Below are 23,528 nucleotides of genomic sequence, written 5' to 3'. Positions count from 1 at the left end.
GTCCGTGGCGACCCCGGCTTGTCTGGCCCTGCAAGCCGGGCTTCGCCGGTGCTGGACCGCTCATAACGGATGCCGGGAAATATGATCACAGCCGCCGGTATTTCGGTGGTTTGCTTGGCTCGATTGGCCGGTGCCGCACGCGGCACGAAAGACAGTACCATGCCCATGATTCGCGCATTCCTCTCGGTTTCCCCGGAGCACAACGCCACGCCTCCAAATATCATTAAGGCCGGCAGAGGGTTAACGGAGCGCTAACGGATCGCCGCTAAATTGATCTTTGTTCCCGGGGTCAGAGAGTTCTGACCGAGGCAATCGCGAAACCGGCATAGTCCCGGTGCCGCGAGGTCGAGTGTGTATCTGGTGTCAGGCGTATCCTTCGTGTCATCTTCGGATTTCAGGCAAATCGCGATAAGGACGCAATTCGGGAAAAGCCGAAAGGCTGTTCCGCGCCGCCGTTTCCGCGTTCTGCTCGCTGACGCGACCGTCGCGCCGGGAGATCGGCCAGCTCGAAGACCTGACGCTGCCTCTGTTCGACGATGTATCCGTCGAATCGCGGCGCTACGTGGCAGCCGCCCTTTCCGAATGCGAATACGCACCCGCGGCCCTGGTGCGGCGCCTCTGCGAGGAACCGGTCGACATTGCCGCTCCACTGCTCATCCGCTCGCGCGCCATCAGCGATATCGACCTGATCGCGCTGATTGGCCGGCATGGGTTGCCGCATGCGCGCGCCATAGCGCGGCGCAAGGACCTGAACCCGACCATCGCCGATCTGATCAGAGCGCTCGAAAGGCCGACCCTGGTGCGGAGGCGGGATCCGGACGCAGCCCCGGCGCAGAGCCTTGTCGTGCAGGCGCAAGCGACACCGGACAGCGCGACAAGCCAGCAAACGCCCCGCCAGCAAACGCCCGGCCAGCAAACGCCCGGCGTTGCCGCCGAGAGCGCGCGGCGCAAGCTGCGCTCCATGATGCGCACTGGCGACCAGGCCTTGGCGGCGAAGGTCGAGGCGTTTCCCGGTGCGGACACCTTTGTCAAACTGCGCGAGACGGCACTGACGGGAAACGCCGCGTTGTTCCACACCGCGCTAGCGGACGCTCTCGACATCGATTTTGCGATCGCGCAATCGCTGACCGCCCACCAGAATTATGCGCCGCTGCTTGCGGCGCTGCGCTCGCTCGACTTCAGCGAGGACCGGGCATTCCTGGTCACGGTCGCCGTCTATCCCGGCCTGTTCCCGCATCCCCAGGCCATCCGCACCTATCTCGACCGCTACCGCCTGCTGCATCGCGACGCTGCCCTGGATAAAGTGCGGGAGTGGAAGGCCGCAACCCTGTCCAAGGCGGTTCGCGGCAAACCACCGGCAAACGGCGACAGCCGCAAGGCCTCCAACAGCGACGAAGCCGACGCTCCCGACCTCAGGGCGTCTTCACGGAAATAAGCTGCTCGACGGGAACGCTCCCGGCCTCGATCTCGACCACCCAGATGTCGGGATCGAATTTTTTCTCGCGTTCCAGTCTCGCATCGAGTACGGCGGCATCCTCGCTGGCGGCGAGAAGGCTGAAAAAACGGTCTTCGGGCTTGGCCGAATCGTAGCTTGTCTGCGGTGCCGGCCCGTAGAGAGCCGTTTCACCCAGCCTGCCCCGCGCCAGGATGAACACGGCCCCGGCCTCCGTCGCACCGCGATTGACCACGGCAGCAAATCCGCCTGCGCTGAAAACCCGGCGCAACAGGGCCGAGACCCACAGATCAGCGGTTACACGCATGGAGGACTCCCGAGGACATGCGGGCTCTCTACCGAAATTTCCCGTGGAGGGCGAGGCGTCGTTTTCGGCCGTCAGTTGGTGAGGCCGATCTCGCGCATCTTGACATAGACGATCTCGTCGGGCTCGCCGGTCTGCGGCAAGCCGAACAGCGACTGGAACTCCTTGATCGCCGCCTTGGTGCGTGCGCCGACGACGCCATCCAGTTGCATGTCGTCATTGCCGAAGGCCTTCAGCCCGGCCTGGATCTTGACGATGCGGGGGTCAGGCCCCTGCAAAGCGGCATTCGCCTGTGCCTCGTTGGTCTGCAGGGACACGGGAACGGCGGCTGGCGGCATGTCAGGACGGGGTTGCGGTTTCGGCACGGCAGCCGTCTTCGGCGTTGCACCCAGTTGATCCAGGAGCAGCGCGTCGATCTCGCCCGATGCGTTCAGTCCGACCTTCTGTTGATAGGCCTGTATGGCCTTGCGCGTGTTCGGGCCGGAGATGCCGTCGACGGTGCCGGAGTAGAAATCAAGGTCCTTCAATATGCCTTGCACCTGCTCGACCACCGGGTCGCCCTTTATCGGGGCGGGCGCGGCATTGGACCTCACGATGTTGATTGTCGTCTCGGGCTCGTCCGCGCCAGCGTGCGGAAAGCCCTGGAAATTGCGTGTGGCGAAAAACGCCCCGGCGTGCGGGAAAGGCTGATACCATAGCGCATTCGCCGAGACGTAGAACAGCGTCACCAGGAATGCGGTCGATCCTCCCACCAGGACAGGATTGCGCGAAATCATGCCGCCGACGGCGATGGCGCCGTCTTGAAAGGCATTGCCGCGGCGTTTGACCGCCTTAGCCTGTTTTGCGGAGCGAGCCATTTCCGTCCCCTTTCGCTCTCGTCACCGGCATTGTCAGCACTCCGGTCGGGTTGGCGGGGCGCCCCTTCGGCCCGCCGACCGGCAGGCTAATGGTCACCGTGGTGCCCTCGCCCGGCATGCTTTCGATCGACATGGTCCCTTCATGCAAGGCCACCAGCCCCTTCACCAGGGAAAGGCCAAGACCCGTGCCCTCGAAACGGCGGGTATAATCGTTCTGGATCTGCGTGAAGGGTTTGCCGAGATTGGCGAAATCCTCCTCGGCAATGCCGATACCGGTGTCCCTCACCCAGAAATGCAGACGTGAGCCGATCCGCTTGGCGCCGACGACGACATCGCCACCGTCAGGGGTGAACTTGATCGCGTTGGAAACGAGGTTGATGAGCATCTGCTGTACGGCACGGCGATCGGCATTGATATCGCCGGCGTCAGGGGAGATCTGCGTCTGCAGGTCGATATTCTTGGCCTGAGCCTGCAGCCGCATCATCGACTGGCACATGTCCACGGCTTCCACGAAACGGAACGGCTCCGGCTCGGTGGCGTAGACGCCCGATTCGATCCTCGATACGTCGAGTATGGATGTCACGACTGCCAGCAGATGCTGGCCCGAATCCCGCACCAGACCGACATATTCCTTCTGGCGCGGATCCTTGAAGGCGCCGAACATCTCGTGCAGCAGCATGTCGGAGAAGCCGATGATGGCGTTCAACGGCGTGCGCAGTTCATGGCTCACGACTGCCAGGAACCGGCCCTTGGCCACTTCGGCGGCGGCCGCCGTCTCATTGGCTTGCGCCAGTTCTTCGCGCAGTCGCGCCATCTCGTCATTCTGGCGCAGGACAAGCGTGAAGACGTCGCCTTGTTTCTCGCCACGCACCAGTTCGAGCGCGAATGGCTGGTAATTGTCGGCCACAAAGCCGTTTCCGTTGTGGGCGCCGTTGCCACTCTGGGGCAGCCTGATGCGCAATTCGAGGCGGCGCGACCGTGCACCGTCACGCATGTCGGCCAGGGCGCTGAGATAGGAGACACGGTCCGACAGGTGGACCCGGTCGAAGAGGCCCGTTCCAGATAACAGCTCAGGCGGCAATTTCAGAAGCGTACGCGACTTGGCGGATGCATCCACGACTTCGCCGTGGCGGGCGACCCGCAAGACCACCGCGTCGATGATGTCTTCCAGTCGGTCACCCGAATGGAGCGTAGCGGCCGCGCCGGAAGTGCCGCGAAAAGCCGATGCGCGCGGGATGAGGGCCAGCGCCCAGGCCAATGGCACCAGCCAGTGCCAGGCGGCGATGTGCGCGTCCGCGAATGGAAGGAAGGCAGCCGACAACGACGGAAGGGCGATGGCGATGACGGCTGTTGCGCCCCCCCATAATGCCGAACGCCGTGACGCGCCGATCCACCAGGCTTCGAATGGCAGCGCCAGGGCAAGCATGGCGACAGGTGAACTCAATCCGCCGGCGGCACCGATGAGACCGGCAAGGGCAATCGCCGCCATCGCCAGGGCGACCGGCCCCGCGGCAGCCATCTTGCCGGTCGCGGCTACCAGCAGGGCGACGAACCAGCACAGGCCGAAGGCCGCGAAAATGGCGGCCATGGTAACCGCGGCGCCCATCCCCGATGTAACCAGCGTGACCGCGGCACCCGCGGCAAAGAACGGGGCGGCCAGCATTACCCCGATGAAACGGCGCTGGCGCTCGCGGTCGCTCCGTTCGAGAACGCTGGGATGAACCATGCGCTCACAACCGGCCGCCATTGCACCAGGCAATTCAGCGTATCTGGCCTCGATCGGCATCAATTCAACGCACTCGCACTCGTCGTGAACAGCTCTGCTTTTGCAGATTGTCTTGATTGGCTTTGAAACTCGCATCCAGCGTTTAAGGAATGGATAAGGCAGGGCCGACCAAGGCCCGCCCTGCGGCAAATATCGGGATGGCGCCGGCCGAAAACCCGGTCAAATGCAGCCATAGTAAACGGAGGGTTATCCCGGCAGGCCTGTCATCGGACCGGCGGCCAAGTCGGCGAAGCCGCTTTGTTTCATCAAAGACACAATTCATTCAACGGGATAGATGGTTATCGAATGGTGAGGAGAATCGTCCCGATATGAAACAAATCCGCAGCAAAACGTTTCGTTTCGAATTTGCCTAAAATTTGAGGAAAATTCTCGGCGATCATGCAAGCCGTCCTTCGTGCCTCTCTGCCAACATCCTGCCCATAAAAGAGGTCATGCCATATGATGCATGATCCGGTCACGACGAGAGGCAAGGCATGTTCTTCCTGATAAGAATGGCTTTCTGGTTTTCACTGGTGTTGCTGGCGCTGCCGCTGGGTGTCGGGTCCGATGAAACGGGCCAGGAAAGCGTCGGGCCGATCCAGGCTCTGTTCGCGGCGCGAGACGCAGTCGGCGACATCGCCGGTATCTGCGAACGCAAGCCCGATGTCTGCGAGACGGGTAAGTCGGCGATGCACACCATCACCGCACGCGCCAAGGAAACCGCCAAGATCGCGGCTGCCATGCTGGACGACAAATCCGCCGGTCCCGACACCTCGACAATGACGGGCAGCGTACCGGAAGTGGTCCTGCCTGAAACGGTCAACCTGCGGATAGACAATTAAGCCGTCTCGACGGCGCACCGCGGGCAGTCTGCCCTCTCGACGCCCGCGGTGTCCTTGTTTTTTCCGTGACGTGGCGCCGCCGCGTGACTATATCCGGGTCATGACGACCACGATCCAGACCATCCGCGACGACTTCTCGTTCCTTGACGAATGGGAGGATCGTTATCGTTACGTCATCGAACTCGGCGAAGCGCTGCCGCCCCTTTCCCGATGCGGAGCGCAACGCCGCTAACAAGGTGCCAGGTTGCGTCAGCCAGGTCTGGTTGACCACCGAACGGGGTCCGGGCCCCGACCCCGTCATCACCTTTACCGGCGATTCGGACGCCCATATCGTGCGCGGATTGGTTGCGATCATGCTGGCGCTGTTTTCTGGAAAGACGGCCAGCGAAATCCAGAAAACCGATGCGGAAGCGACGCTGAAGGCACTCGGCCTCGACGAGCACTTGTCGCCCCAGCGTGCCAACGGCCTTCGCTCGATGGTCAAGCGCATCAAACGCGATGCCGAGATGGCGCTCGCCCAGACTGCCTGACCGACCGGTCGATCTTCCACCCACCCCCTGAAATCAAACGGCGCCCGAAGGCGCCGTTTGATTTCAATCCAATCTGGCAAGCAGCGACTACCGCGCCGCCTTGCGCTTGCGGCCGAGACCCATCTTCTTGGCAAGCTGCGAGCGGGCCGCCGCGTAGTTCGGGGCAACCATCGGATAGCTTGGGTCCAGGTTCCACTTTTCACGATACTGATCGGGCGTCAGATCGTAGTGGGTCATCAGGTGACGCTTGAGCGACTTGAACTTCTTGCCGTCTTCAAGACAGACAATGTAATCGTCATGAACCGAACGCTTCGGGTTGACAGCCGGCTTCTGCTTGTCCGCAGGCGCCTGTTCGACGGTTCCGCCCACACGCCCGAGGGCGGCATGGACATCGGATATCAGGTTCGGCAGTTCGCCGACCGGCACGGGATTATTGCTGACATAGGCTGCCACCACATCGGCGGTGAGCTCGATCAGCGCGTCATTGTTTCTGGAAGGTGTTTCGACAATATCCATGGTCTTCAGGCCCCAACAAGAGTTACGTCGGTCTGTGCCCCTTTTTACAGGCAGGGCATCGCACGAATTTGCGCACATAGAGCTGCTGCGATTCGTGTTACGGGGACATCAATGCGGCCGCAGGTCAAGTAAGTCAATTCGCTGTGTGCATTATATTTGTGAATGTTGGTCAACTATTACGCGATCAGCTTCAATCTTTCGTGCATCATGTAATTTTTCGATATTTCGCCCGCCAAACCGACAAAGCCTGACGTAACGTCAGCCCACCATTACATTCGCGATAACTCACAAATCAGGTTTCAATGCTCTCGTTTGCTTTGCCGTCGCTTCGGCAAACTTGGTTGTTCTCATCTGTCCTCAAAACCACAGGTTGCCGCTCATCTCTGTCGGGCGGGCAACCAGGCGACATGCCCGCCGGCCGAACCCGTCGAGGCCAAAATCGATGGTGTTCAATACGGGATAATGTATCTGCCATAGGCCCAGGCGGTCACGAAGGTGCCGTTCTTGGCCGGCTCATGCCAGATTTCGCACCAGCGATAGCGAACCGTCTGCTGCTGTTTCCATGCCGGTTGATTGGCGATATCGAGCAGGTTTACGCCGCCGGTGCATCGCCCGGTCATCTGCAGGACGGTCCCGTTCGGATAGGCGGCCTGCTTCTGGGATGTTCCCGACGGATATTTGCGCACATTGAGCGTGTCGCCGAACGGCACATTGGCCACTTGCCAAGCCGAAAATACGGTCGCATGAGACTGGCCGGCAAAGGCCAGACCTAGCAAAGCGACGGCGAAAACCGCAGCAATACGAGACCGAATAGTCATCTTCTCTCCTCCCGGCCGTCACATGGGCCGACACCACCTCTACGCCACGGCTCTTGAACCTGCCCTGATCGGCGTGTTCATTCGTCATTCAAGATATTTCCAGAGCGAGACGCAATGACCAGGACTTCCCGATTTCCAATCGCCAGCGCCCCTGCCCCCGAGAAAAGGCCCGTCTCGGACACGCATCACGGCATAACGCGAACCGATGAATATGCCTGGCTGCGAGCGGATAACTGGCAAGAAATGTTCAGGGATCCTTCCTTGCTCGATCCTCGGATCCGCGCCGAACTCGAAGCCGAGAATACCTATCAGTCGACGCTGATGGCCGACACGTCAGATCTGCAAAAGCAGCTTTTCAAGGAGATGAAGGGCCGCATCAAGGAAGATGATTCTTCCGTTCCCATGAAGGACGGGCCTTATGCCTACGGCTCTTCCTTCAAGCTCGGCGGCGAGCAGCCGCGCTATTTTCGAACGCCGCGCGGCGGCGGACCCGAGCAGATCCTGCTTGACGGCGACGCCGAGGCCGAGGGCAAGGCCTATTTCCGGCTTGGCGGCGTCGATCATTCGGCCGATCATAGCAAGCTCCTGTGGGCCTTCGACGACAAGGGTTCGGAATTCTACACGCTGCGTGTGCGCGACCTTGCCGACGGCAAGGAACTGGCGGACCAGATAAAGGCCACCGGCGGTTCGGGGGTCTGGGACGCGGGCAATGACGGGTTCTTCTACACGCGTCTCGACCCCAACCACCGGCCGTCGAAGGTGCTGTTCCACGCACTGGGGCAGACCCCTGAAAACGACCGGCTGATCTATGAGGAAACCGACCCCGGCTTCTTCATGAACGTCGACGGGACCCGCAACAATCAATGGATCATGATCGGCATCAACGATCACGAGACTTCGGAATACCGCCTGTTGAGCGCCAGCGATCCATTTGCCGAGCCGAAGCTGGTTTCGGCGCGCGAGACCGGCCTTCAATATGAACTTGAGGAAGGCGGCGACATTTTCTTCGTGCTGACGAACGCGGACGGTGCCAAGGACTTCAAGATCATGACGGCGCCGGCGAGCGACCCGGTCCGCGCCAACTGGCAGGAACTGGTGCCGCATGAACCGGGCCGGCTGATCCTGTCGGTGATCGGCTTCAAGGACCACATGGTCCGGCTCGACCGCAAGGAAGGCCTGCCACGCATCGTCGTGCGGGATCGGGCCAGCGGCGAAGAGCATCTGATTTCCTTCGATGAGGAAGCCTTCTCGCTCGGCCTTTCAGGGTCGCTGGAATACGACACCGAGATGATGCGTTTTTCCTACTCGTCGATGACGACACCGTCGCAGATGTTCGACTACAATATGCGCACTCGTGAGCGTGTGCTGCTCAAGACCCAGGAAGTGCCGTCCGGCCACGACCCGCATCTCTACGTCACGAGGCGGCTGATGGCGCCAGCGGCCGACGGCGAACTGGTGCCGATCTCGCTTCTGCATCACCGCGACACGCCGCTGGATGGCTCCGCGCCATGCCTGCTCTACGGTTACGGCTCCTACGGTATCACCGTGCCGGCGGCCTTCAACACCAACTGGTTCTCGCTGGTGGACCGCGGGTTCGTCTTTGCCATTGCCCACGTGCGCGGCGGCAAGGACAAGGGATATGGCTGGTACGACGACGGCAAGCGGGCGCGCAAGATGAACACCTTCACCGATTTCATCGCCTGCGCCCGTCACCTCGTTGCCGAGCGCTATACCGTGCATGACCGGATCGTCGCGCAAGGCGGCTCGGCCGGCGGTATGCTGATGGGCGCCATCGCCAACATGGCGCCGGATTGCTTCGGCGGCATCGTAGCCGAGGTTCCCTTCGTCGATGTACTCACCACCATGCTCGACGCAACCCTGCCGCTGACCCCGCCGGAATGGCCGGAATGGGGCAATCCAATCGCGTCGGCCGACGATTACCTTACGATCGCCGCCTATTCGCCATACGACAATGTCGCCGCGCTCGACTATCCCCCGATCCTGGCGCTCGCCGGTCTCACCGATCCGCGCGTCACCTATTGGGAGCCGGCCAAATGGGTTGTGCGGCTGCGCGACCGCAAGATCGGCGACAATCCGGTACTGTTCAAGATCAACATGGATTCCGGCCATGCTGGTGCCTCCGGCCGGTTTTCACGCCTGGAGGAGATCGCCTATACTTATGCCTTCACGCTGAAGGTTACGGACAAGGCATAGCTCACGGAGGAACGCCGCGATGATCGATCTGTCCACAGCGATAGCCTACATGGCGGTTGTGTTCGGCTTTGTCTTCGTTCCGGGCCCGGCCACGCTGTTGACGATCGCCCGCGCAACGAGTTCGGGGACGAGGGTCGGGATAGCCACCGGCGGTGGGATCGCGGCCGGCGATGTGTTTCATACCGTCATGGCGATGGTCGGGATCTCGGCGATCATCGCCACATCGGCGACGCTGTTCAGCATCGTAAAGTATATCGGCGCGGCCTACCTCGTTTACCTCGGCATTCGGGCCATCATCGAGAAAGTGCCAACCGATCCGACCGCCGGCGCGCTTGCAACCTCCGCCGGCAAGGCGTTTCGAAAGGCTGTCCTGACCGAGGTGCTCAACCCCAAGACCGCGCTTTTCTTCCTGGCGTTCCTGCCTCAGTTCGTGCGGCCCGAAAACGGATCAGTGATGGTTCAATTGGCCGTATTGGGGATCATCTTCGTCATGCTGGGGCTTTTCAGCACGGTCGTGTTTGCCGTGAGCGCAGGGCGGCTCGGCGGTTTCCTGCGCCGAAATCCGACAGTGCTGAAATGGCAAGGCAAGGTTGTCGGCGGCATCTACTGCGCCCTGGGTGTCCGCCTCGCCTTGCAACAGCGCTGAGGTCAGGCGACCCACGTCGGCATGATCATCACTTTTTGAATTCCGCGCGGCTCATTTCCGCTCGCAATTGCGACGGTCGCGCGCTACCCAAAGCACGATTTTCCCGGGCACGACGCCCGCACTTGCACAAGGGTCCACTATGCTGCTCGTCGACGTCTATCTCGACAAATCGCCGATCCAGGGCATCGGTGTGTTTGCCAAGAACCATATTGCCAAGGGCACGCTGGTGTGGAAGCTCGACCCCCGGTTCGATCGGATCATCGACGTCGAGACCTATGAGGGCGAAACCGGGCCGGTGAAGAACTATCTCGACCGCTATTCCTACCCCGACCGTCGCGATCCGGCCTATATCGTCTTCGAAGCCGACGACGCCCGCTACATGAACCATGACGACGAGCCGAATTGCGATGTCTCGTCGCCCGAGGAGACCTACGCCTTGCGCGACATCGCGCCTGGCGAGGAGATGACCTGCAACTACAACCTTTTCTTCGAAACGGGCTTCGATTTCCTCGGCGATCGCCACCTGGAGTCCGAGGATTAGTTCGTACTTTTCTTGCGCGCCGGATAGCCGTTGGGATGCGGCGGCACCGCCTTGAGATAGGCAGCAATCGCCGCACGGTCCTCCGCCGTCAGCTCGGCCATGTTGCGCTGAACGTCCACCATGGCGCCGCCGACGGAATCGAAATCCGGCGTGAATCCGGTTTCGAGGTAATTTGCGATGTCGGACGCGGACCAGCTGCCGATACCTCCCTCGCCCGAAGTGATGTTCGGCACGACGCCCGAGCCCTCGGCGGCCACCGCACCGGCCAGCCATTCGCTTTTCCTGGTGCCGCCAGCCAAGTCGCGCGGCGTATGGCATTCGCCGCAATGACCAGGCCCTTCGACCAGGTAGCGGCCTGACATCACAGGGTCTGACGCGCCATCAGGCAGGGGCACGACAGGCTTGTCACTGAGATAGAGCCGCTTCCACAGACCAATGCCGCGCCGGATGCTGAACGGGAACGCCAGCGAATTGCCTGGCGCCTTGCCGGCGACGGCGGGAAGCGTCTTCAAGAAAGCATAGAGGTCGGCGACATCTGACGGTTTCACGCGAGCATAGGAGGCATAGGGGAATGCCGGATAGAAATGCTCGCCCGAAGGCGACACACCTTTCAGCAGGGCGTTAGCGAGATCCCCGACCGACCATGCGCCGATGCCGTCGTTGGGATCTTGCGAAATATTGGGCGGAACAAAGGTGCCGAATGGCGTCTTGAGTTCAAGCCCGCCTACGAGCTGAAGGCGTGCGTCGCCCTGCGACCCGGGCTTGGCATGGCAGGAGGTGCAGCCGCCGGCATAGAAGATACGCTTGCCCCGGGCAACATCGCCTGGGCCGAGTTGCGCCAGGGTCGCCGCATCGAGCGTGACCGGTGCCGACAGCAGCCACCCCGCCGACGCGCCGGCGACGCCCAGGACGAGGGCCGCGCCGACGAGTTTCTTCAGCCATGCCATGGCTGGCGATCAGCCCTTTTTGACCCTGTAGCCCTGGTGGCAGGTACCACAATCCGAGCCGATGGTGCCGATCTGCGTCTTCAGTGCATCGACGTCGGCCGGAGCCGCCGCGACCGCAGCCTTGACATCGGCGAGATACTTATCCTCGGCCGCCTTGAAGCCAGCCACGTCTTCCCAGATTTTTGGCGCCGCCGTGGTGTCGCCGCTGTCGGTGCCCTTCGGGAACAAGGCCTCTACATCGAACTTCTCGGCATTTGCCTGCAGTGCCTGCAACTGGGTCAGCACCGCGGCGGCATCAAAGGGCTCCTCGCCCTTGACCACTTTCGACAGGCCGCCGACGATCTTTCCGCGTTCCTTCATCAGAGCCTGCCGGTCGAGGATCGGATCGGCAAAGGCCGCCGATGCGGCGAGTGCGAGCATGGAGATGGCGATGACAAGCTTTCTCATTCATTTGGCTCCGTGGTGAGGCATTTCAGGACACGACGTTAACGGATGCGGAGGTGGAATATTCCCATTCTCCCGCATGAAATTGCACGACCCTTGCCGTGGGGTTCGAAACGAAAAGAAAAGGCCCGGGGGTGCCGGGCCTTTCGGAAGACTGATCAGGCATTCGCCTTTTCGTAGAGTTCGAGCACGTGATCCCAGTTGATCAGGCTATCTACGAAGGCCTCGAGGTATTTCGGCCGGGCGTTGCGATAATCGATGTAGTAGGAGTGCTCCCAGACGTCGACGCCGAGGATCGGCGATGCGCCATGAACCAGCGGGTTCTCGCCGTTCGGTGTCTTCGAGATCGCCAGCTTTCCGTCCTTGGCCGAAACCCAGGCCCAGCCCGAACCGAACTGCGTGGTGCCGGCGGCAATGAAATCAGCCTTGAACTTGTCGTAGCCGCCGAGATCGCTGTCGAAAGCCTTCTGCAGCGCGCCAGGGAGCTTGTTGCCGCCGCCGCCCTTCTTCATCCATTTCCAGAAATGGATGTGATTGTAGTGCTGGGCGGCGTTGTTGAAGAGACCGGCATTCTTGCCGAACGATTGCTTCACCACCTCTTCGACCGAAAGATCCCCAAGGCCGGCTTCGGCGGCGAGCTTGTTGCCGTTGTCGACATAGGCCTTGTGATGCTTGTCGTGGTGATACTCCAGCGTCTCTTTGGACATATAGGGCTGCAGGGCCTCATAGTCGTAGGGCAGAGCGGGCAATTCGAAAGCCATGGGTAGTACTCCCTCGTGGAAAATCCGGTGTGGATACCGGAGTAAGATAGGTCGGGATTGAGCTGGAGCAACTCCGGAAGTGAAGCGCCGGTTCCCTTTCTAAGCGGGTTCCCCGGAACTGTCACACGCTTTTCCTGCGACCAGCCGCGCGGCGACAAAAAGGCCGGCTATCTCAGCCAGCCGAGGTCGAATGCGCCCACTCCCAATAGAGTTCACGTGCTTTCTTGGCCACCGGGCCGGGTTGCAGATCGCGGCTCTCCATGCGGGTGACCGGCACCACCTTGGAGTGGTTGCCGGTCGAGAAGATTTCGTCCGCTTCGAGGAAATCCCGCACCGACAGCGTCTTTTCAGTCGTCGTGAACCCATAGTCGCCGAGCAGCGTCATCGTGCGCGCGCGGGTAATGCCGGACAGGAAGGTTCCGTTCGGCGCCGGCGTCAGCACATGGCCGTCCTTGACCAGGAAGATGTTCGAGCTTCCCGTCTCCGCGACATTGCCCAGCATGTCGAGCACAAGCGCGTTGTCGAAGCCGCGCGCCTTGGCCTCTAGGATGGCGCGACCGTTGTTGGGATAGAGGCAGCCGGCCTTGGCGTTGGTCGGCATGGTTTCGATGGTCGGGCGCCGGAATGGCGACACGGTCACCGAAAAGCCGGTCGGCGAGATCATCGGCGATTCATAGAGGCAAAGGCAGAAACGGGTCGAGGCGGGATCGGCCGGCACGCCCATGTAGCCGCCATGCTCGGCCCAGTACATCGGCCTGATGTAGACCGCCGTCTTGCCATCGAATCTCTTCAACCCGTCCCAGGTCAGCCCGACGATCTGCTCGGGCGTCATGTTCGGCGCCAGCCCAAGCGCGATCGCCGAGGCATTGACGCGTGCGGCATGAAGTTCGAGATCGGGCGCCACGCCTTCGAACCAGCGCGCCCCGTCGAACACGCTGGTGCCGAGCCACATGGCATGGCTGCGCGGCCCGAGAATGGCGACATTGCCTTCGGACCAATCGCCATCGACGAAAGTCCATGTCGCGGATTGCGCCGCCGCCGCCAGTGTCATCGCGTTTTCCCGTTCCGGTCAATCTTGTGTGACAACATTGGATGATGCTTTGACCGCCGCCGTCAACCAGCATTGGGGAGTTTTGTTGAGGCCAGCGACGGGTGCGCTGCAATCAAGGCTTGCACCTTGTCCCGCCTCGCCTCAAAACTGTTGCCATGCAATACGCCGCCTACGTGTTCGATGCCTATGGCACGCTGTTCGACGTGCACGCCGCCGTGCGCCGCCATGCGGACGCGATCGGCCCGGACGGCCAACTCCTGTCCGAAATCTGGCGCGCCAAACAGCTCGAGTATTCCTGGGTTCGCACGCTGATGGGCGCCTATGTCGATTTCTGGCAGCTGACCGAACAGGCGCTGGATTTCGCCTTGCGCAAGGTTCCTTCGGCCGATCCGAGCCTCAAGGCGAAACTGCTGGAAGCCTATTGGCGACTGGACTGTTATCCCGAAGTGCCCGCCGTCCTGAAAGCGCTCAAGGCTTCGGGCGCCAGGCTGGCGATCCTCTCCAACGGTTCGCCCGAAATGCTGGAGGCAGCGGTCAAGTCGGCGGCACTCGACCAGGTCCTGGACGACATCTATTCGGTCGATGCGGTGCGTCGCTTCAAGACCGATCCTGTTGTCTACGACATGGTCGCCACCGGATGGCGCCTCTACCCCGGCGCGGTCTCCTTCCAGTCCTCCAACCGCTGGGACATTGCGGGCGCCACCAAATTCGGCTTCCGCACGGTCTGGATCAACCGCTCCAACCAGCCGGAGGAATACCAGGACTTGCCACCGGCCCTGATCCTGCCATCGCTGGAGGCCCTCGTATCGGGCGCCTAGCTGGCCTGTGGCCCCAGCGCCACAGTGGCGGCGCAGTCACAGCTTCGCCTTTGTTTGTCCACGTTCGGGCCAGAATCGGAACCGCCTATCGCCTCAGGTGTTGTCAGGCACCCGCAGCGAACGTCGGCGTGTTGACGCTTTGTTGCTATTTGAGTCTTAAAGAAGGCAGCCATGTCCATAACCGAAATCGAATCCTATCGCCTGAGCCGTCGCGGCTTCCTCAACGCCGCAGCCCTGGGCGCCGCCTCGATCGCGGTTTCCGCATGCGCCACTACCGGACCGGGGCCAGCCGAGCCGCCGCCACCAACCTATGTCGAGCCTCCGCTCGCCGACTATGCGTCGATGTACGCGGCGGTCAACGATGGCGGCTTCGATCTGCCGGCCATCCCCGTCGACAGAATCGATCCGCAGTTCCTGCGCCAGATCGTCCCCGACCCGACCGGGCAGAAGCCGGGGACCATCGTCGTCGATACGACAGGCCACTTCCTCTATCTGGTTCGCCCGGGCGGCCAGGCCATTCGCTATGGGGTCGGCCTTGGTCGCGCCGGCTTCGAATGGTCGGGCGACGCCGTCGTCCAGTGGAAGCAGAAATGGCCGAAATGGACGCCGCCGGATGAGATGATCGCCCGCCAGCCGGAATTGAAGCAGTACAGCGCCGACAATGGCGGCATGCCTGGCGGCTTGAAGAACCCGCTCGGCGCACGTGCGCTCTATCTCTTCCAGGGCAATGTGGACACGCTCTATCGCCTGCACGGCTCGCCGGAATGGCGCTCGATCGGCAAATCGGTGTCGTCGGGCTGCGTGCGCCTGATGAACCAGGACATTATCGACCTTTATGACCGCGTGCCCTCGAAAACGCCGGTCATCGTGACCAGCGACGCTCGCCAGCCGATGGTGGCGACGGCCAACCACAAGGCGATCCCGATCGATGCCGGCGTGCCGGATGGATCGGTGCTGCTCGGCCCAGTCAAAGCGGTCACGAACGCGATCTTCTGAGTTTCAGGGGACAGCGGCGTTGCCGCTGCCCCGATCTACCGCCCCCGCGACAGGCTGCCCAATATTCCGCGCACAATGGCACGTCCGACCGACGAGCCGACCGAGCGAACCACCGACTTGATCGCGGCCTCGGCCACCGTCTGGCGATTGGAGGGGCGCGGCGCCGGCGCGCGCCGGCCACCGGACCGCGGCGCGGGATCGTCATTGCCGAAGCCTGGAATGGTCCAGCGCGAGCCGCCGGTGCCGGTCTGCTGCGCCTGCGCCTCGGCGTCCTGCGCCTGCTTGGCCTTCTTCTGCAGCATTTCGAAAGCCGATTCGCGGTCGATAACCTGGTCATACTGGCCGGTGACCGGGCTTTCCCCGATCAGCTTCTGCCGCTCGGCCGGGGTGATGGGTCCAAGCCGCGATGACGGCGGGCGGATCAGCGTGCGCTGGACCATGGACGGAATGCCCTTGGCCTCCAGGGTCGACACCAGCGCTTCGCCGGTGGCGAGTTGGGTGATGGCGGTGCCGCAGTCGAAATCGGGATTGGGCCGGAAAGTTTCGGCCGCCGTCCTCACCGCCTGCTGCTCGCGGGGCGTGTAGGCGCGCAACGCGTGCTGCACGCGGTTGCCGAGCTGGGCCAGGACCTTTTCGGGGATATCCAAGGGGTTCTGCGTCACGAAATAGACGCCGACGCCTTTCGAGCGGATCAGGCGGACCACCTGCTCGACCCGGTCGATCAGCACCTTCGGCGCCTCGTCGAACAAGAGGTGCGCCTCGTCGAAGAAGAACACCAGCTTCGGCTTGTCGGGGTCGCCAACCTCGGGCAGTTCCTCGAACAGCTCCGACATCAGCCAGAGCAAGAACGTCGCGTAGAGGCGCGGATTCATCATCAGCTTGTCGGCGGCCAGCACGCTGATGGCGCCGCGCCCGTCCCGGGTGGTGCGCATGATGTCGGCAATGCGCAAAGCCGGCTCGCCGAAAAAGTTCGCCGCGCCCTGCTGCTCAAGGACCAGAAGCGTGCGCTGAATCGCCCCCACCGACGGCTTGGTGACGTTGCCATAACGGGCGCTGATTTCTTCGGCTCGCTCCGCGATGTTGGCGAGCAGCGCCTGCAGGTCCTTGAGGTCGAGGAGAAGAAGGCCCTCTTCATCGGTAATGCGGAAGGCAATGTTCATGATGCCTTCTTGCGCGTCGGTCAGGTTCATCAGCCGCGACAGAAGCAGCGGTCCCATTTCCGAAATGGTCGCGCGGATGGGGTGGCCCTGCTCGCCGAACAGGTCCCAGAAGATGACGGGAAATTCCTGGAAGTCGTACGGGTCGAGCTTGACCTGTTCTGCCCGCTTGACCAGGAAATCCTGGGCGGTGCCCATCATGGCGATGCCGGAAAGGTCGCCCTTGATGTCGGCGCAGAAGACCGGCACGCCGGCGTTGGAAAATCCCTCCGCCAGGATCTGCAAGGTGACGGTCTTGCCGGTACCGGTGGCGCCGGTCACCAGGCCGTGGCGATTTCCGTATTGCAGCAGCAGGTTTTCGGCGCGCTGATAGCTGTCGTCGGGTTTGCGGCTGGCGCCGATGAAAATACTAATGTCGTCAGCCATAGGTCGGGTCTCCGCAAAACTGATGTGGTCCAAAGCCAGCCTTTGCCCGAAGGTATAGTGAGGCCGCCGCACAGCGACAATGACAATTGTCCAAGGCGGGGCCAATCAGCCAATCAGGGCTATCGTCCAAATCGGACCAGTCGACAAAATCGGATTTTGGAACTTGCGGATTTCGATGGTGTTTGGCAATCGTTCATGGTCCGTCCAGGCAAGCGACCTATATCAGGTGGATCGAATATCAGGTGGGTCGAATTCAAGCCCTGGGCGTGCATTGCGATATCTTGCCGGGAACCGTAGATTGAGCTGCCCGGGCTGGTGCGGCCATATAGAACGAGGACGATGAATGGGCGCCGGAGCCTTGACCAGGGATGTTGAGCCAACGAATGCGGAGCGTCAGCGATGGCTGACCCTGGCGGAAAAAGCATTGGCCGGCGCAACCTTCGAGGAAAAGCTGGTCTCGCATACCGACGACAGTATCCGCGTCGAGCCGCTCTATGAACGCGCGACCGGAACGGAACCGATCGTGCGCGCCAATCCTCAATTGCCGTGGATCGTCAGCCAGCGCGTCGACGACCCCGATGTCGAACGCGCCAAGAGCCAGGTCCTGGAAGATATCGCTCAGGGCGCGACGGGATTGTCGCTCGTCTTCGAGGGTGCCCCGAACGCGTTCGGCTACGGCCTGCCGAGGACGGCGCAGGCGCTCGAGACGGTGCTGGAGGGCGTGCCACTCAACCGGGTCCAGATCCGTATCGACACCCACCCCTGGAGCCGCCCCATGGCCGACTGGCTGGTGGCGTTCCTGAGCAAGCGCCGTTCGGATCCGGCAAAGCTCAACCTGTCCTTCGGCATCGATCCGGCTGCTATCCTCGCCGGCACCGGCCGGCTGCGCATGTCGATCGAGGCGCTGCAGGAATCCATGCCGCAATCGCTGGCGCATTTCTTCGCGATGGGCGTTCCGGGTGTGCTTCTGGAGGCGGACGGTCGCGTCTTCCACAATGCCGGCGCCACGGAATCGCAGGAACTCGGCATTATGCTGGCCTCGGCGGTCTCGTATCTGAGAATGTTCGAGAAGGCACGGCAACCGCTCGTCTATGCCGCGCCTCATATCGGTTTCGCGCTCAGCGTCGACCAGGACCAGTTCCTGTCGATGGCCAAGGTGCGAGCCCTGCGCAGGCTGTGGGCACGCGTGCAGGAGGCCTGCTCGATCCCTAATTCCACGGCCAACATCCATGCCGAGACATCTTTTCGCATGATGACGGCATTGGATCCCGAAACCAACATCCTGCGCACGACGATCGGCTGCTTCGCCGCGGCGGCGGGAGGCGCCGATTCAATCTCAATCCTGCCGCATACGATCGCGCACGGCCTGCCGGCGGCGTTTGCCCGCCGCGTCGCGCGCAACGCGCAGTTGATCATGGCCAATGAAAGCCATGTCGATCATGTTGCCGATCCCGCCCATGGCTCCGGCGCCGTCGAAGCGCTCACCTCAGACCTTTGCGAAGCCGCGTGGGCCGAATTAGAGGCCATCGAGGCTGAAGGTGGCGTGCTGTCCAGCCTTCGGGACGGACATATCCAGCAGCGCGTCCGCAACGCCGCCGCCCATCGCGCCATAGCCTTCAAGTCAGGCGAGCGGGCCATTGTCGGCTCCACGCTTTATCCGTTGAAAAGCGAGCGGCCGGTCGAGACGCTGGACGCAGAGAAGCGGCCTGCCTTCACCGAGGGCGTCGTCCTGTGCGAAGCGTTGTCTCCGGTCCGCATCGATCAATCCATCGGGGCTGCTTCTTGATTCCGGATTTCAGGCAGATCGGCTGGGTGCCGCCGCGCCGCGCGCCTGTCGAGGTCAAGGGACAGCGAACAACGCCGGAAGGCCTTGTTGTCAAGCAGCTGTACAGTCAGGGCGACCTCAAGGGATTGTCGCATCTCGACACCTATCCGGGCCTGCCGCCCTTCGTGCGCGGCCCCTACCCGACCATGTATGTCCAGCAGCCCTGGACCATCCGGCAATATGCCGGCTTTTCGACCGCCGAAGAATCCAACGCCTTCTACCGGCGCAACCTTGCCGCCGGCCAGAAGGGCTTGTCGGTTGCCTTCGATCTCGCCACGCACCGCGGCTATGACTCAGACCATCCGCGCGTCGCCGGCGATGTCGGCATGGCCGGCGTGGCCATCGATTCCATCCTCGACATGCGGCAATTGTTCGACGGCATTCCGCTCGGCGAGATGACCGTGTCGATGACGATGAACGGCGCGGTGCTGCCGATCATGGCGCTCTACATCGTGGCGGCGGAAGAGCAAGGCGTCGCGCAGAAGGATTTGGCCGGGACCATTCAGAACGATATTCTGAAGGAATTCATGGTCCGCAACACCTACATCTATCCGCCGAAGCCCTCGATGCGGATCGTCTCGGACATCTTCTCCTACACCTCGAAGAACATGCCGAAGTTCAATTCAATTTCGATCTCCGGCTATCACATGCAGGAGGCCGGCGCGACCGCCGACCTGGAGCTCGCCTATACGATCGCCGACGGCATCGAATATGCCCGCGCCGGCGTCGCGGCGGGGCTCGACATCGACCGTTTCGCGCCGCGCCTGTCGTTCTTCTGGGCGATCGGCATGAACTTCTTCATGGAAGTGGCCAAGCTCAGGGCCGCACGCCTGTTGTGGGCAACGCTGATGAAAAAGAACTTCGCGCCAAAGGACGAGCGGTCGCTGTCCCTGCGCACCCATTGCCAGACCTCCGGCTGGTCGCTGACGGCGCAGGATCCCTACAACAACATCATCCGCACCATGATCGAGGCGATGGCCGCGACCCAAGGGCATACCCAGTCGCTGCACACCAACTCCTTCGATGAAGCAATGGCGCTGCCGACCGACCATTCGGCGCGCATCGCCCGCAACACGCAACTCATCTTGCAGAAGGAATCCGGCACCACACGCATCATCGATCCTTGGGGCGGTTCGGCCTATCTCGAGCGGCTGACACACGATCTGGCGGCGCGTGCGCTCGCCCATATCGAGGAGGTGGAGGCTCTCGGCGGCATGGCGGCGGCCATCGAAAAGGGCATACCCAAGCTGCGCATCGAGGAAGCCGCGGCCCGCACGCAGGCGCGCATCGATTCAGGCGAGCAGATGCTGGTCGGCGTCAATGCGCATCGCCCCGGGACCGATATCGCGGTCGACGTGCTGAAGATCGACAATGCCGAGGTCAGGGCCCGGCAACTCTCGAAGCTGCAACGGCTGAAAGGCACGCGTGAGGTCGCCGCAGTGGAAAGCGCGCTCGACGCACTGACTCGTGCCGCACAGAGCGAGGACAACCTCCTGGAGTTCGCAATCCGCGCCGCGCGCGCCAATGCCACTGTCGGCGAAATCTCGTTCGCCCTGGAAAGAGCCTATGGCCGCCATGTGGCCACGGTGCAGACCATTTCCGGTGTCTACGGTAAAGCGCTTGGCGACAATCCGGTGGTCGACCGCCTGCAGGACAAGCTTGATGCGTTCGAAAAGAAAAACGGTGGCAAGCCGCGCATCCTGGTGGCCAAGATGGGACAGGACGGCCACGACCGCGGGCAGAAGGTGATCGCCACGGCCTTCGCCGATCTCGGCTTCGACGTTACCGTCGGCGCCATGTTCCAGACGCCGGAAGAGATCGCGAAACTGGCTGTCCAGAACGACGTCCACATCATCGGCGCCTCATCGCTGGCAGCGGGTCACCTGACGCTGATCCCCGAATTGCGCGACACGCTGAAGAAGCTCGGCCGCGGCGACATGCTGATCGTGGCCGGCGGCGTCATCCCGCCGCAGGATTACGATGCGGTGCTGCAAGCAGGCGCAGCGGAAATCTTCCCGCCGGGCACGGTCATTCCGGAAGCGGCTGAGCGGCTGCTGGATCGGCTGCTATCGTCTTGACGAAACTGTTATAATATCTGTTGCAACATCCAGCGCACTGAAGACCGGTGATCAACTCCAGATCGTCGAAACGGATAAGGGCATTGCCCTTGAGCCGGTGGATGACAGTGTCGAACGGCAGATGGAAGCTGCTCGCAAGGTCGTGGACAAGTACAAGGTCGCGCTTCGGAAGCTCGCCGAATGAGTTGGGAGTTCCTGACCCGGCGCACAGTCGAAGCGATGCATGCAGAGCAATTGCGCAGGCACGGCGGAGCACAAGGTCTGAGAGATGAAAATGCTCTTGAACCGGCGCTTCCCCGCGCCGAAAACAAGGCAAACTACGGGGAGCCTTCGGTCGAGGACCTTGCAGCCGCCTATGTCTTCGGCATTGCCAGGAACCATGCCTTAGTCGACGGCAACAAACGGACATCGATCGTCGCCGCCGGCGCATTTTTGATCGTGAACGGCCATGTCCTGGTGGCCGACAACGGCACGCTCTACGAATTCGTCATGGCCGTCGCTGCCGGCGAGATCGACGAAGCGGGTGCGGCCGCGCTTTTCCGCGACCATGTCGTCAGCTTGAAGACTAGCTCTCCGAGAGCTTGACGATCTCCCACTCCTTGCCGTTGACATTGGCCACGTCGCCAACCTTCTTGCCGAATAGCGCAACCGCCATTGGCGAGACATGCGAAATGCTGCCCTTGGCCGGGTCGGCTTCGTCCTCGCCGACGATCTTCCAGTGCACCTTCTTGCCGTCGTCACTTTGCAGCGTGACACCCATGCCGAAGCGGACGACATCGCTGCCGGGCTCCGGCACGGAAAGCTCGGCACTCTCGCGCCGCGCGGTCCAGTAGCGCAGGTCGCGCGATACGACCGCAATGCGCTCGCGGTCGGCTTTCCGCTCCGCTTTCGCCATGATATCGCGCAGATCGGCCAGATTGTCCTCGATCTGCGCCATGCCGCGCTCCGTCACTAGGTTGCGGTGCGTGCTGATCGGCCGCTCGCCAACACCGGCGATGGCGTTTTCGCTGTCTTCTTCGCGGGTGAAAGCTCGGCTCATCCCCTGAACTTAGGCGCCGAGTGGCTGCCCGACAAGTCATTGCCGCCGAGAAGAGGCGCGTTGAACGTCTGGCATGATTCCTGCGGCGCCGGGGCTAAACACTGGGATTCTGTGCCGATGTTGAACAGACGAACGCTGCTGAAGCAGACCGCCGGCTTTGCGGTCATGGGCCTCGCGCTCGGCAAGGCGGCGGCCGCCAGCCTGACCGGTATCGAGAAAGCCTCGATGCGCGGCTCGATCAACGCCACCGAACTTGGAGTCCAGCCCGGCACGTTTGACGACCAGAGCAAGGCTTTCGCCAAGCTGCTGCGCGACGCGAATGGCCGTGACATGCCGGTCTTCCTGCCGCCCGGCACCTATGTGGTGTCCAATCTCTCGCTGCCTGAGCGCGTGCGTCTTTCCGGTGTGCCGGGCGCGACGCGGATCGTCTATGGTGGCGACGGCCATTTGTTTATGGCCGAACAGGCCGACCATATCGAACTCAGCGGACTGGTTTTCGACGGCGCGAACCGCTCTATGGGCAACTATGCGCAAGGGCTGCTCGATCTGCGCCGGGTGGCGCATCTCGTGGTGGACAACTGCCAGATCACAGGCAGCGGCAAGAACGGGCTGGCGCTGGAACATGCCGCGGGCCGGATCGAGCGTTCGGACATATCCGGGGCGGCGGACGCCGGCATCTATTCGGTGGAGGCCGCAGGGCTGGCAATCACCGGCAATACCGTCTCCGATTGCGCCAATGGCGGCATTCTGGTGCACCGTTGGCAAGCGGCGGAAGATGACACCATGGTCACCGGCAACCGCGTCGAACGCATTGGCGCGCGCAGCGGCGGTACAGGCCAGAACGGCAACGGCATCAATGCCTTCCGCGCCGGCAATGTCGTCATCTCGGGCAATGTGGTTTCGGACTGTGCCTTCTCGGCGATCCGGGCCAACAGTTCCAGCAATTTGCAGATATCGGGCAATACCTGCTCGCGCTCGGGCGAGACCGCGGTCTATTCCGAGTTCTCGTTCGAGGGTGCCGTCATCTCCAACAACATCGTCGACGGCGCTGCCAACGGCATCTCGATCGTCAACTTCAACGAAGGCGGCCGCATGGGTGTCTGCTCCAGCAACATGGTGCGCAATCTGTCGATATCAGGCCCCTATACCGCGGATCCACCCGGTTTCGGCGTTGGGATCGCCGTCGAGGCCGACACCGTCGCTTCCAACAACGTCATCGAGAACGCGCCGCTCTACGGCATGTCGATCGGCTGGGGGCCGTATCTGCGCAACGTCGTGGCCACCGGCAACATCATTCGCAAGGCAGGCACCGGCATCGTCGTCAGCGTAGTCGAAGGTGCCGGCACGGCCGTCATCTCCGACAACGTCATCGACGGCGCGTCGAACGGAGCGGTTGTCGGCCAGCGCTGGGCCGAGCCGGTGACATCAGACCTCACCCAGACCAGCAGCAGCGGCTATGCGCACCTGATCGTCGAGCGCAACCGCGTCAGCTGATTGTTG

General features: G+C 62.2%; 21 protein-coding genes and 2 pseudogenes. 12 read left to right on the top strand and 11 right to left on the bottom strand.

Annotated elements, in window-relative coordinates; all coding sequences use genetic code 11:
- Positions 1-378: 378 nt before the first annotated feature.
- A pseudogene (locus tag ACVWWD_RS16680) lies at positions 379-1,435 on the top strand (hypothetical protein).
- Here ACVWWD_RS16680 and ACVWWD_RS16675 read toward each other — a convergent pair.
- From ACVWWD_RS16675 to ACVWWD_RS16665, 3 genes are all read right to left on the bottom strand, one after another.
- Complete coding sequence (locus ACVWWD_RS16675; protein ID WP_023771563.1) at positions 1,413-1,760, bottom strand: DUF1491 family protein; 348 nt, start codon at positions 1,758-1,760, stop codon at positions 1,413-1,415. The pseudogene ACVWWD_RS16680 and the gene ACVWWD_RS16675 sit on opposite strands and share 23 nt — an antisense overlap.
- A 71-nt stretch (positions 1,761-1,831) precedes the next feature.
- On the bottom strand, positions 1,832-2,614 hold the full coding sequence (locus ACVWWD_RS16670) for a peptidoglycan-binding domain-containing protein (protein ID WP_023794930.1): 783 nt from the start codon (positions 2,612-2,614) through the stop codon (positions 1,832-1,834).
- Positions 2,589-4,340, bottom strand: coding sequence for a sensor histidine kinase (locus tag ACVWWD_RS16665; protein ID WP_352548136.1), 1,752 nt, complete (start codon positions 4,338-4,340; stop codon positions 2,589-2,591). The genes ACVWWD_RS16670 and ACVWWD_RS16665 overlap by 26 nt, the downstream gene beginning before the upstream one ends.
- Positions 4,341-4,873: 533 nt before the next feature.
- On the opposite strand from ACVWWD_RS16665, the gene ACVWWD_RS16660 reads away from it, so the two are divergent.
- Both ACVWWD_RS16660 and ACVWWD_RS16655 read left to right on the top strand, forming a co-directional pair.
- On the top strand, positions 4,874-5,221 hold the full coding sequence (locus tag ACVWWD_RS16660; RefSeq protein WP_023771560.1) for a DUF5330 domain-containing protein: 348 nt from the start codon (positions 4,874-4,876) through the stop codon (positions 5,219-5,221).
- Positions 5,222-5,321: 100 nt separating this feature from the next.
- A pseudogene (locus ACVWWD_RS16655) lies at positions 5,322-5,751 on the top strand (SufE family protein).
- 87 nt (positions 5,752-5,838) lie between these two features.
- Here the strand turns inward: ACVWWD_RS16655 and ACVWWD_RS16650 are convergent.
- Complete coding sequence (locus ACVWWD_RS16650; RefSeq protein ID WP_015318648.1) at positions 5,839-6,267, bottom strand: MucR family transcriptional regulator; 429 nt, start codon at positions 6,265-6,267, stop codon at positions 5,839-5,841.
- Positions 6,268-6,716: 449 nt separating this feature from the next.
- Positions 6,717-7,085, bottom strand: coding sequence for an SH3 domain-containing protein (locus tag ACVWWD_RS16645; protein WP_457103204.1), 369 nt, complete (start codon positions 7,083-7,085; stop codon positions 6,717-6,719).
- A 114-nt stretch (positions 7,086-7,199) separates the two neighbouring features.
- Here ACVWWD_RS16645 and ACVWWD_RS16640 point away from each other — a divergent pair, with 114 nt between their 5' ends.
- The 3 genes from ACVWWD_RS16640 to ACVWWD_RS16630 all read left to right on the top strand — a co-directional run bounded on the left by ACVWWD_RS16640 (position 7,200) and on the right by ACVWWD_RS16630 (position 10,486).
- Complete coding sequence (locus ACVWWD_RS16640) at positions 7,200-9,299, top strand: S9 family peptidase (protein ID WP_352548129.1); 2,100 nt, start codon at positions 7,200-7,202, stop codon at positions 9,297-9,299.
- A gap of 19 nt (positions 9,300-9,318) precedes the next feature.
- The gene (locus ACVWWD_RS16635) at positions 9,319-9,945 is read left to right on the top strand and encodes a LysE family translocator (protein ID WP_352548127.1); all 627 of its coding nucleotides are present in this window, start codon (positions 9,319-9,321) and stop codon (positions 9,943-9,945) included.
- A 139-nt stretch (positions 9,946-10,084) separates the two neighbouring features.
- A complete protein-coding gene (locus ACVWWD_RS16630; RefSeq protein ID WP_352548125.1) occupies positions 10,085-10,486 on the top strand; it encodes an SET domain-containing protein in 402 nt (133 codons plus the stop codon).
- Here the strand turns inward: ACVWWD_RS16630 and ACVWWD_RS16625 are convergent.
- The 4 genes from ACVWWD_RS16625 to ACVWWD_RS16610 all read right to left on the bottom strand — a co-directional run bounded on the left by ACVWWD_RS16625 (position 10,483) and on the right by ACVWWD_RS16610 (position 13,689).
- Positions 10,483-11,433: a cytochrome c gene (locus ACVWWD_RS16625; RefSeq protein ID WP_352548123.1), complete on the bottom strand. Its 951-nt coding sequence runs from the start codon at positions 11,431-11,433 to the stop codon at positions 10,483-10,485. The genes ACVWWD_RS16630 and ACVWWD_RS16625 overlap by 4 nt on opposite strands.
- Before the next feature lie 9 nt (positions 11,434-11,442).
- Complete coding sequence (locus tag ACVWWD_RS16620) at positions 11,443-11,880, bottom strand: c-type cytochrome (RefSeq protein WP_352548121.1); 438 nt, start codon at positions 11,878-11,880, stop codon at positions 11,443-11,445.
- A 155-nt stretch (positions 11,881-12,035) separates the two neighbouring features.
- The gene (locus tag ACVWWD_RS16615) at positions 12,036-12,638 is read right to left on the bottom strand and encodes a superoxide dismutase (RefSeq protein ID WP_352548119.1); all 603 of its coding nucleotides are present in this window, start codon (positions 12,636-12,638) and stop codon (positions 12,036-12,038) included.
- A gap of 172 nt (positions 12,639-12,810) precedes the next feature.
- A complete protein-coding gene (locus tag ACVWWD_RS16610; RefSeq protein WP_457103203.1) occupies positions 12,811-13,689 on the bottom strand; it encodes a branched-chain amino acid aminotransferase in 879 nt (292 codons plus the stop codon).
- 155 nt (positions 13,690-13,844) lie between these two features.
- Between ACVWWD_RS16610 and ACVWWD_RS16605 the strand changes: the two genes are divergently transcribed.
- Together ACVWWD_RS16605 and ACVWWD_RS16600 are read left to right on the top strand one after the other, a co-directional pair.
- Entirely contained in the window at positions 13,845-14,507 is a 663-nt protein-coding gene (locus ACVWWD_RS16605) for a haloacid dehalogenase type II (RefSeq protein ID WP_352548115.1), read from the top strand.
- A 171-nt stretch (positions 14,508-14,678) separates the two neighbouring features.
- Positions 14,679-15,503 (top strand): L,D-transpeptidase, encoded by an 825-nt coding sequence (locus ACVWWD_RS16600; RefSeq protein WP_023771548.1) that lies wholly within the window; start codon positions 14,679-14,681, stop codon positions 15,501-15,503.
- Positions 15,504-15,538: 35 nt separating this feature from the next.
- Here ACVWWD_RS16600 and ACVWWD_RS16595 read toward each other — a convergent pair whose 3' ends face one another.
- Positions 15,539-17,086 carry a helicase HerA-like C-terminal domain-containing protein gene (locus ACVWWD_RS16595; protein WP_457103202.1) on the bottom strand — a complete coding sequence of 516 codons (1,548 nt, stop codon included), beginning with the start codon at positions 17,084-17,086 and terminating at the stop codon, positions 15,539-15,541.
- 343 nt (positions 17,087-17,429) lie between these two features.
- On the opposite strand from ACVWWD_RS16595, the gene ACVWWD_RS16590 reads away from it, so the two are divergent.
- The 3 genes from ACVWWD_RS16590 (at position 17,430) to ACVWWD_RS16580 (ending at position 21,574) form a co-directional block, all read left to right on the top strand.
- Complete coding sequence (locus ACVWWD_RS16590; RefSeq protein ID WP_352548112.1) at positions 17,430-18,872, top strand: methylmalonyl-CoA mutase subunit beta; 1,443 nt, start codon at positions 17,430-17,432, stop codon at positions 18,870-18,872.
- The gene (scpA, locus tag ACVWWD_RS16585) at positions 18,869-20,989 is read left to right on the top strand and encodes a methylmalonyl-CoA mutase (RefSeq protein WP_352548111.1); all 2,121 of its coding nucleotides are present in this window, start codon (positions 18,869-18,871) and stop codon (positions 20,987-20,989) included. Before ACVWWD_RS16590 ends, scpA begins: the two co-directional genes overlap by 4 nt.
- Before the next feature lie 180 nt (positions 20,990-21,169).
- Positions 21,170-21,574, top strand: coding sequence for a type II toxin-antitoxin system death-on-curing family toxin (locus ACVWWD_RS16580; RefSeq protein ID WP_352548110.1), 405 nt, complete (start codon positions 21,170-21,172; stop codon positions 21,572-21,574).
- Here ACVWWD_RS16580 and greA read toward each other — a convergent pair.
- Positions 21,555-22,028: a transcription elongation factor GreA gene (greA, locus tag ACVWWD_RS16575; protein WP_352548108.1), complete on the bottom strand. Its 474-nt coding sequence runs from the start codon at positions 22,026-22,028 to the stop codon at positions 21,555-21,557. The two genes, ACVWWD_RS16580 and greA, sit on opposite strands and share 20 nt — an antisense overlap.
- A 117-nt stretch (positions 22,029-22,145) precedes the next feature.
- Between greA and ACVWWD_RS16570 the strand changes: the two genes are divergently transcribed.
- Positions 22,146-23,522, top strand: coding sequence for a TIGR03808 family TAT-translocated repetitive protein (locus ACVWWD_RS16570; RefSeq protein WP_352548106.1), 1,377 nt, complete (start codon positions 22,146-22,148; stop codon positions 23,520-23,522).
- Positions 23,523-23,528 lie beyond the last annotated feature (6 nt).

The sequence above is a fragment of the Mesorhizobium sp. URHB0026 genome (assembly GCF_054059755.1).
Note: the sequence above shows the minus strand (reverse complement) of the source record. Positions and strands in the feature narration are given on the sequence as shown.

Coding starts and splice junctions, on each gene's coding strand:
- ACVWWD_RS16675 (WP_023771563.1), bottom strand. CDS start 1,760: ATGCGTGTAACCGCTGATCTGTGGGTCTCGGCCCTGTTGCGCCGGGTT.
- ACVWWD_RS16670 (WP_023794930.1), bottom strand. CDS start 2,614: ATGGCTCGCTCCGCAAAACAGGCTAAGGCGGTCAAACGCCGCGGCAAT.
- ACVWWD_RS16665 (WP_352548136.1), bottom strand. CDS start 4,340: ATGGTTCATCCCAGCGTTCTCGAACGGAGCGACCGCGAGCGCCAGCGC.
- ACVWWD_RS16660 (WP_023771560.1), top strand. CDS start 4,874: ATGTTCTTCCTGATAAGAATGGCTTTCTGGTTTTCACTGGTGTTGCTG.
- ACVWWD_RS16650 (WP_015318648.1), bottom strand. CDS start 6,267: ATGGATATTGTCGAAACACCTTCCAGAAACAATGACGCGCTGATCGAG.
- ACVWWD_RS16645 (WP_457103204.1), bottom strand. CDS start 7,085: ATGACTATTCGGTCTCGTATTGCTGCGGTTTTCGCCGTCGCTTTGCTA.
- ACVWWD_RS16640 (WP_352548129.1), top strand. CDS start 7,200: ATGACCAGGACTTCCCGATTTCCAATCGCCAGCGCCCCTGCCCCCGAG.
- ACVWWD_RS16635 (WP_352548127.1), top strand. CDS start 9,319: ATGATCGATCTGTCCACAGCGATAGCCTACATGGCGGTTGTGTTCGGC.
- ACVWWD_RS16630 (WP_352548125.1), top strand. CDS start 10,085: ATGCTGCTCGTCGACGTCTATCTCGACAAATCGCCGATCCAGGGCATC.
- ACVWWD_RS16625 (WP_352548123.1), bottom strand. CDS start 11,433: ATGGCATGGCTGAAGAAACTCGTCGGCGCGGCCCTCGTCCTGGGCGTC.
- ACVWWD_RS16620 (WP_352548121.1), bottom strand. CDS start 11,880: ATGAGAAAGCTTGTCATCGCCATCTCCATGCTCGCACTCGCCGCATCG.
- ACVWWD_RS16615 (WP_352548119.1), bottom strand. CDS start 12,638: ATGGCTTTCGAATTGCCCGCTCTGCCCTACGACTATGAGGCCCTGCAG.
- ACVWWD_RS16610 (WP_457103203.1), bottom strand. CDS start 13,689: ATGACACTGGCGGCGGCGGCGCAATCCGCGACATGGACTTTCGTCGAT.
- ACVWWD_RS16605 (WP_352548115.1), top strand. CDS start 13,845: ATGCAATACGCCGCCTACGTGTTCGATGCCTATGGCACGCTGTTCGAC.
- ACVWWD_RS16600 (WP_023771548.1), top strand. CDS start 14,679: ATGTCCATAACCGAAATCGAATCCTATCGCCTGAGCCGTCGCGGCTTC.
- ACVWWD_RS16595 (WP_457103202.1), bottom strand. CDS start 17,086: ATGGCTGACGACATTAGTATTTTCATCGGCGCCAGCCGCAAACCCGAC.
- ACVWWD_RS16590 (WP_352548112.1), top strand. CDS start 17,430: ATGGGCGCCGGAGCCTTGACCAGGGATGTTGAGCCAACGAATGCGGAG.
- ACVWWD_RS16580 (WP_352548110.1), top strand. CDS start 21,170: ATGAGTTGGGAGTTCCTGACCCGGCGCACAGTCGAAGCGATGCATGCA.
- greA (WP_352548108.1), bottom strand. CDS start 22,028: ATGAGCCGAGCTTTCACCCGCGAAGAAGACAGCGAAAACGCCATCGCC.
- ACVWWD_RS16570 (WP_352548106.1), top strand. CDS start 22,146: ATGTTGAACAGACGAACGCTGCTGAAGCAGACCGCCGGCTTTGCGGTC.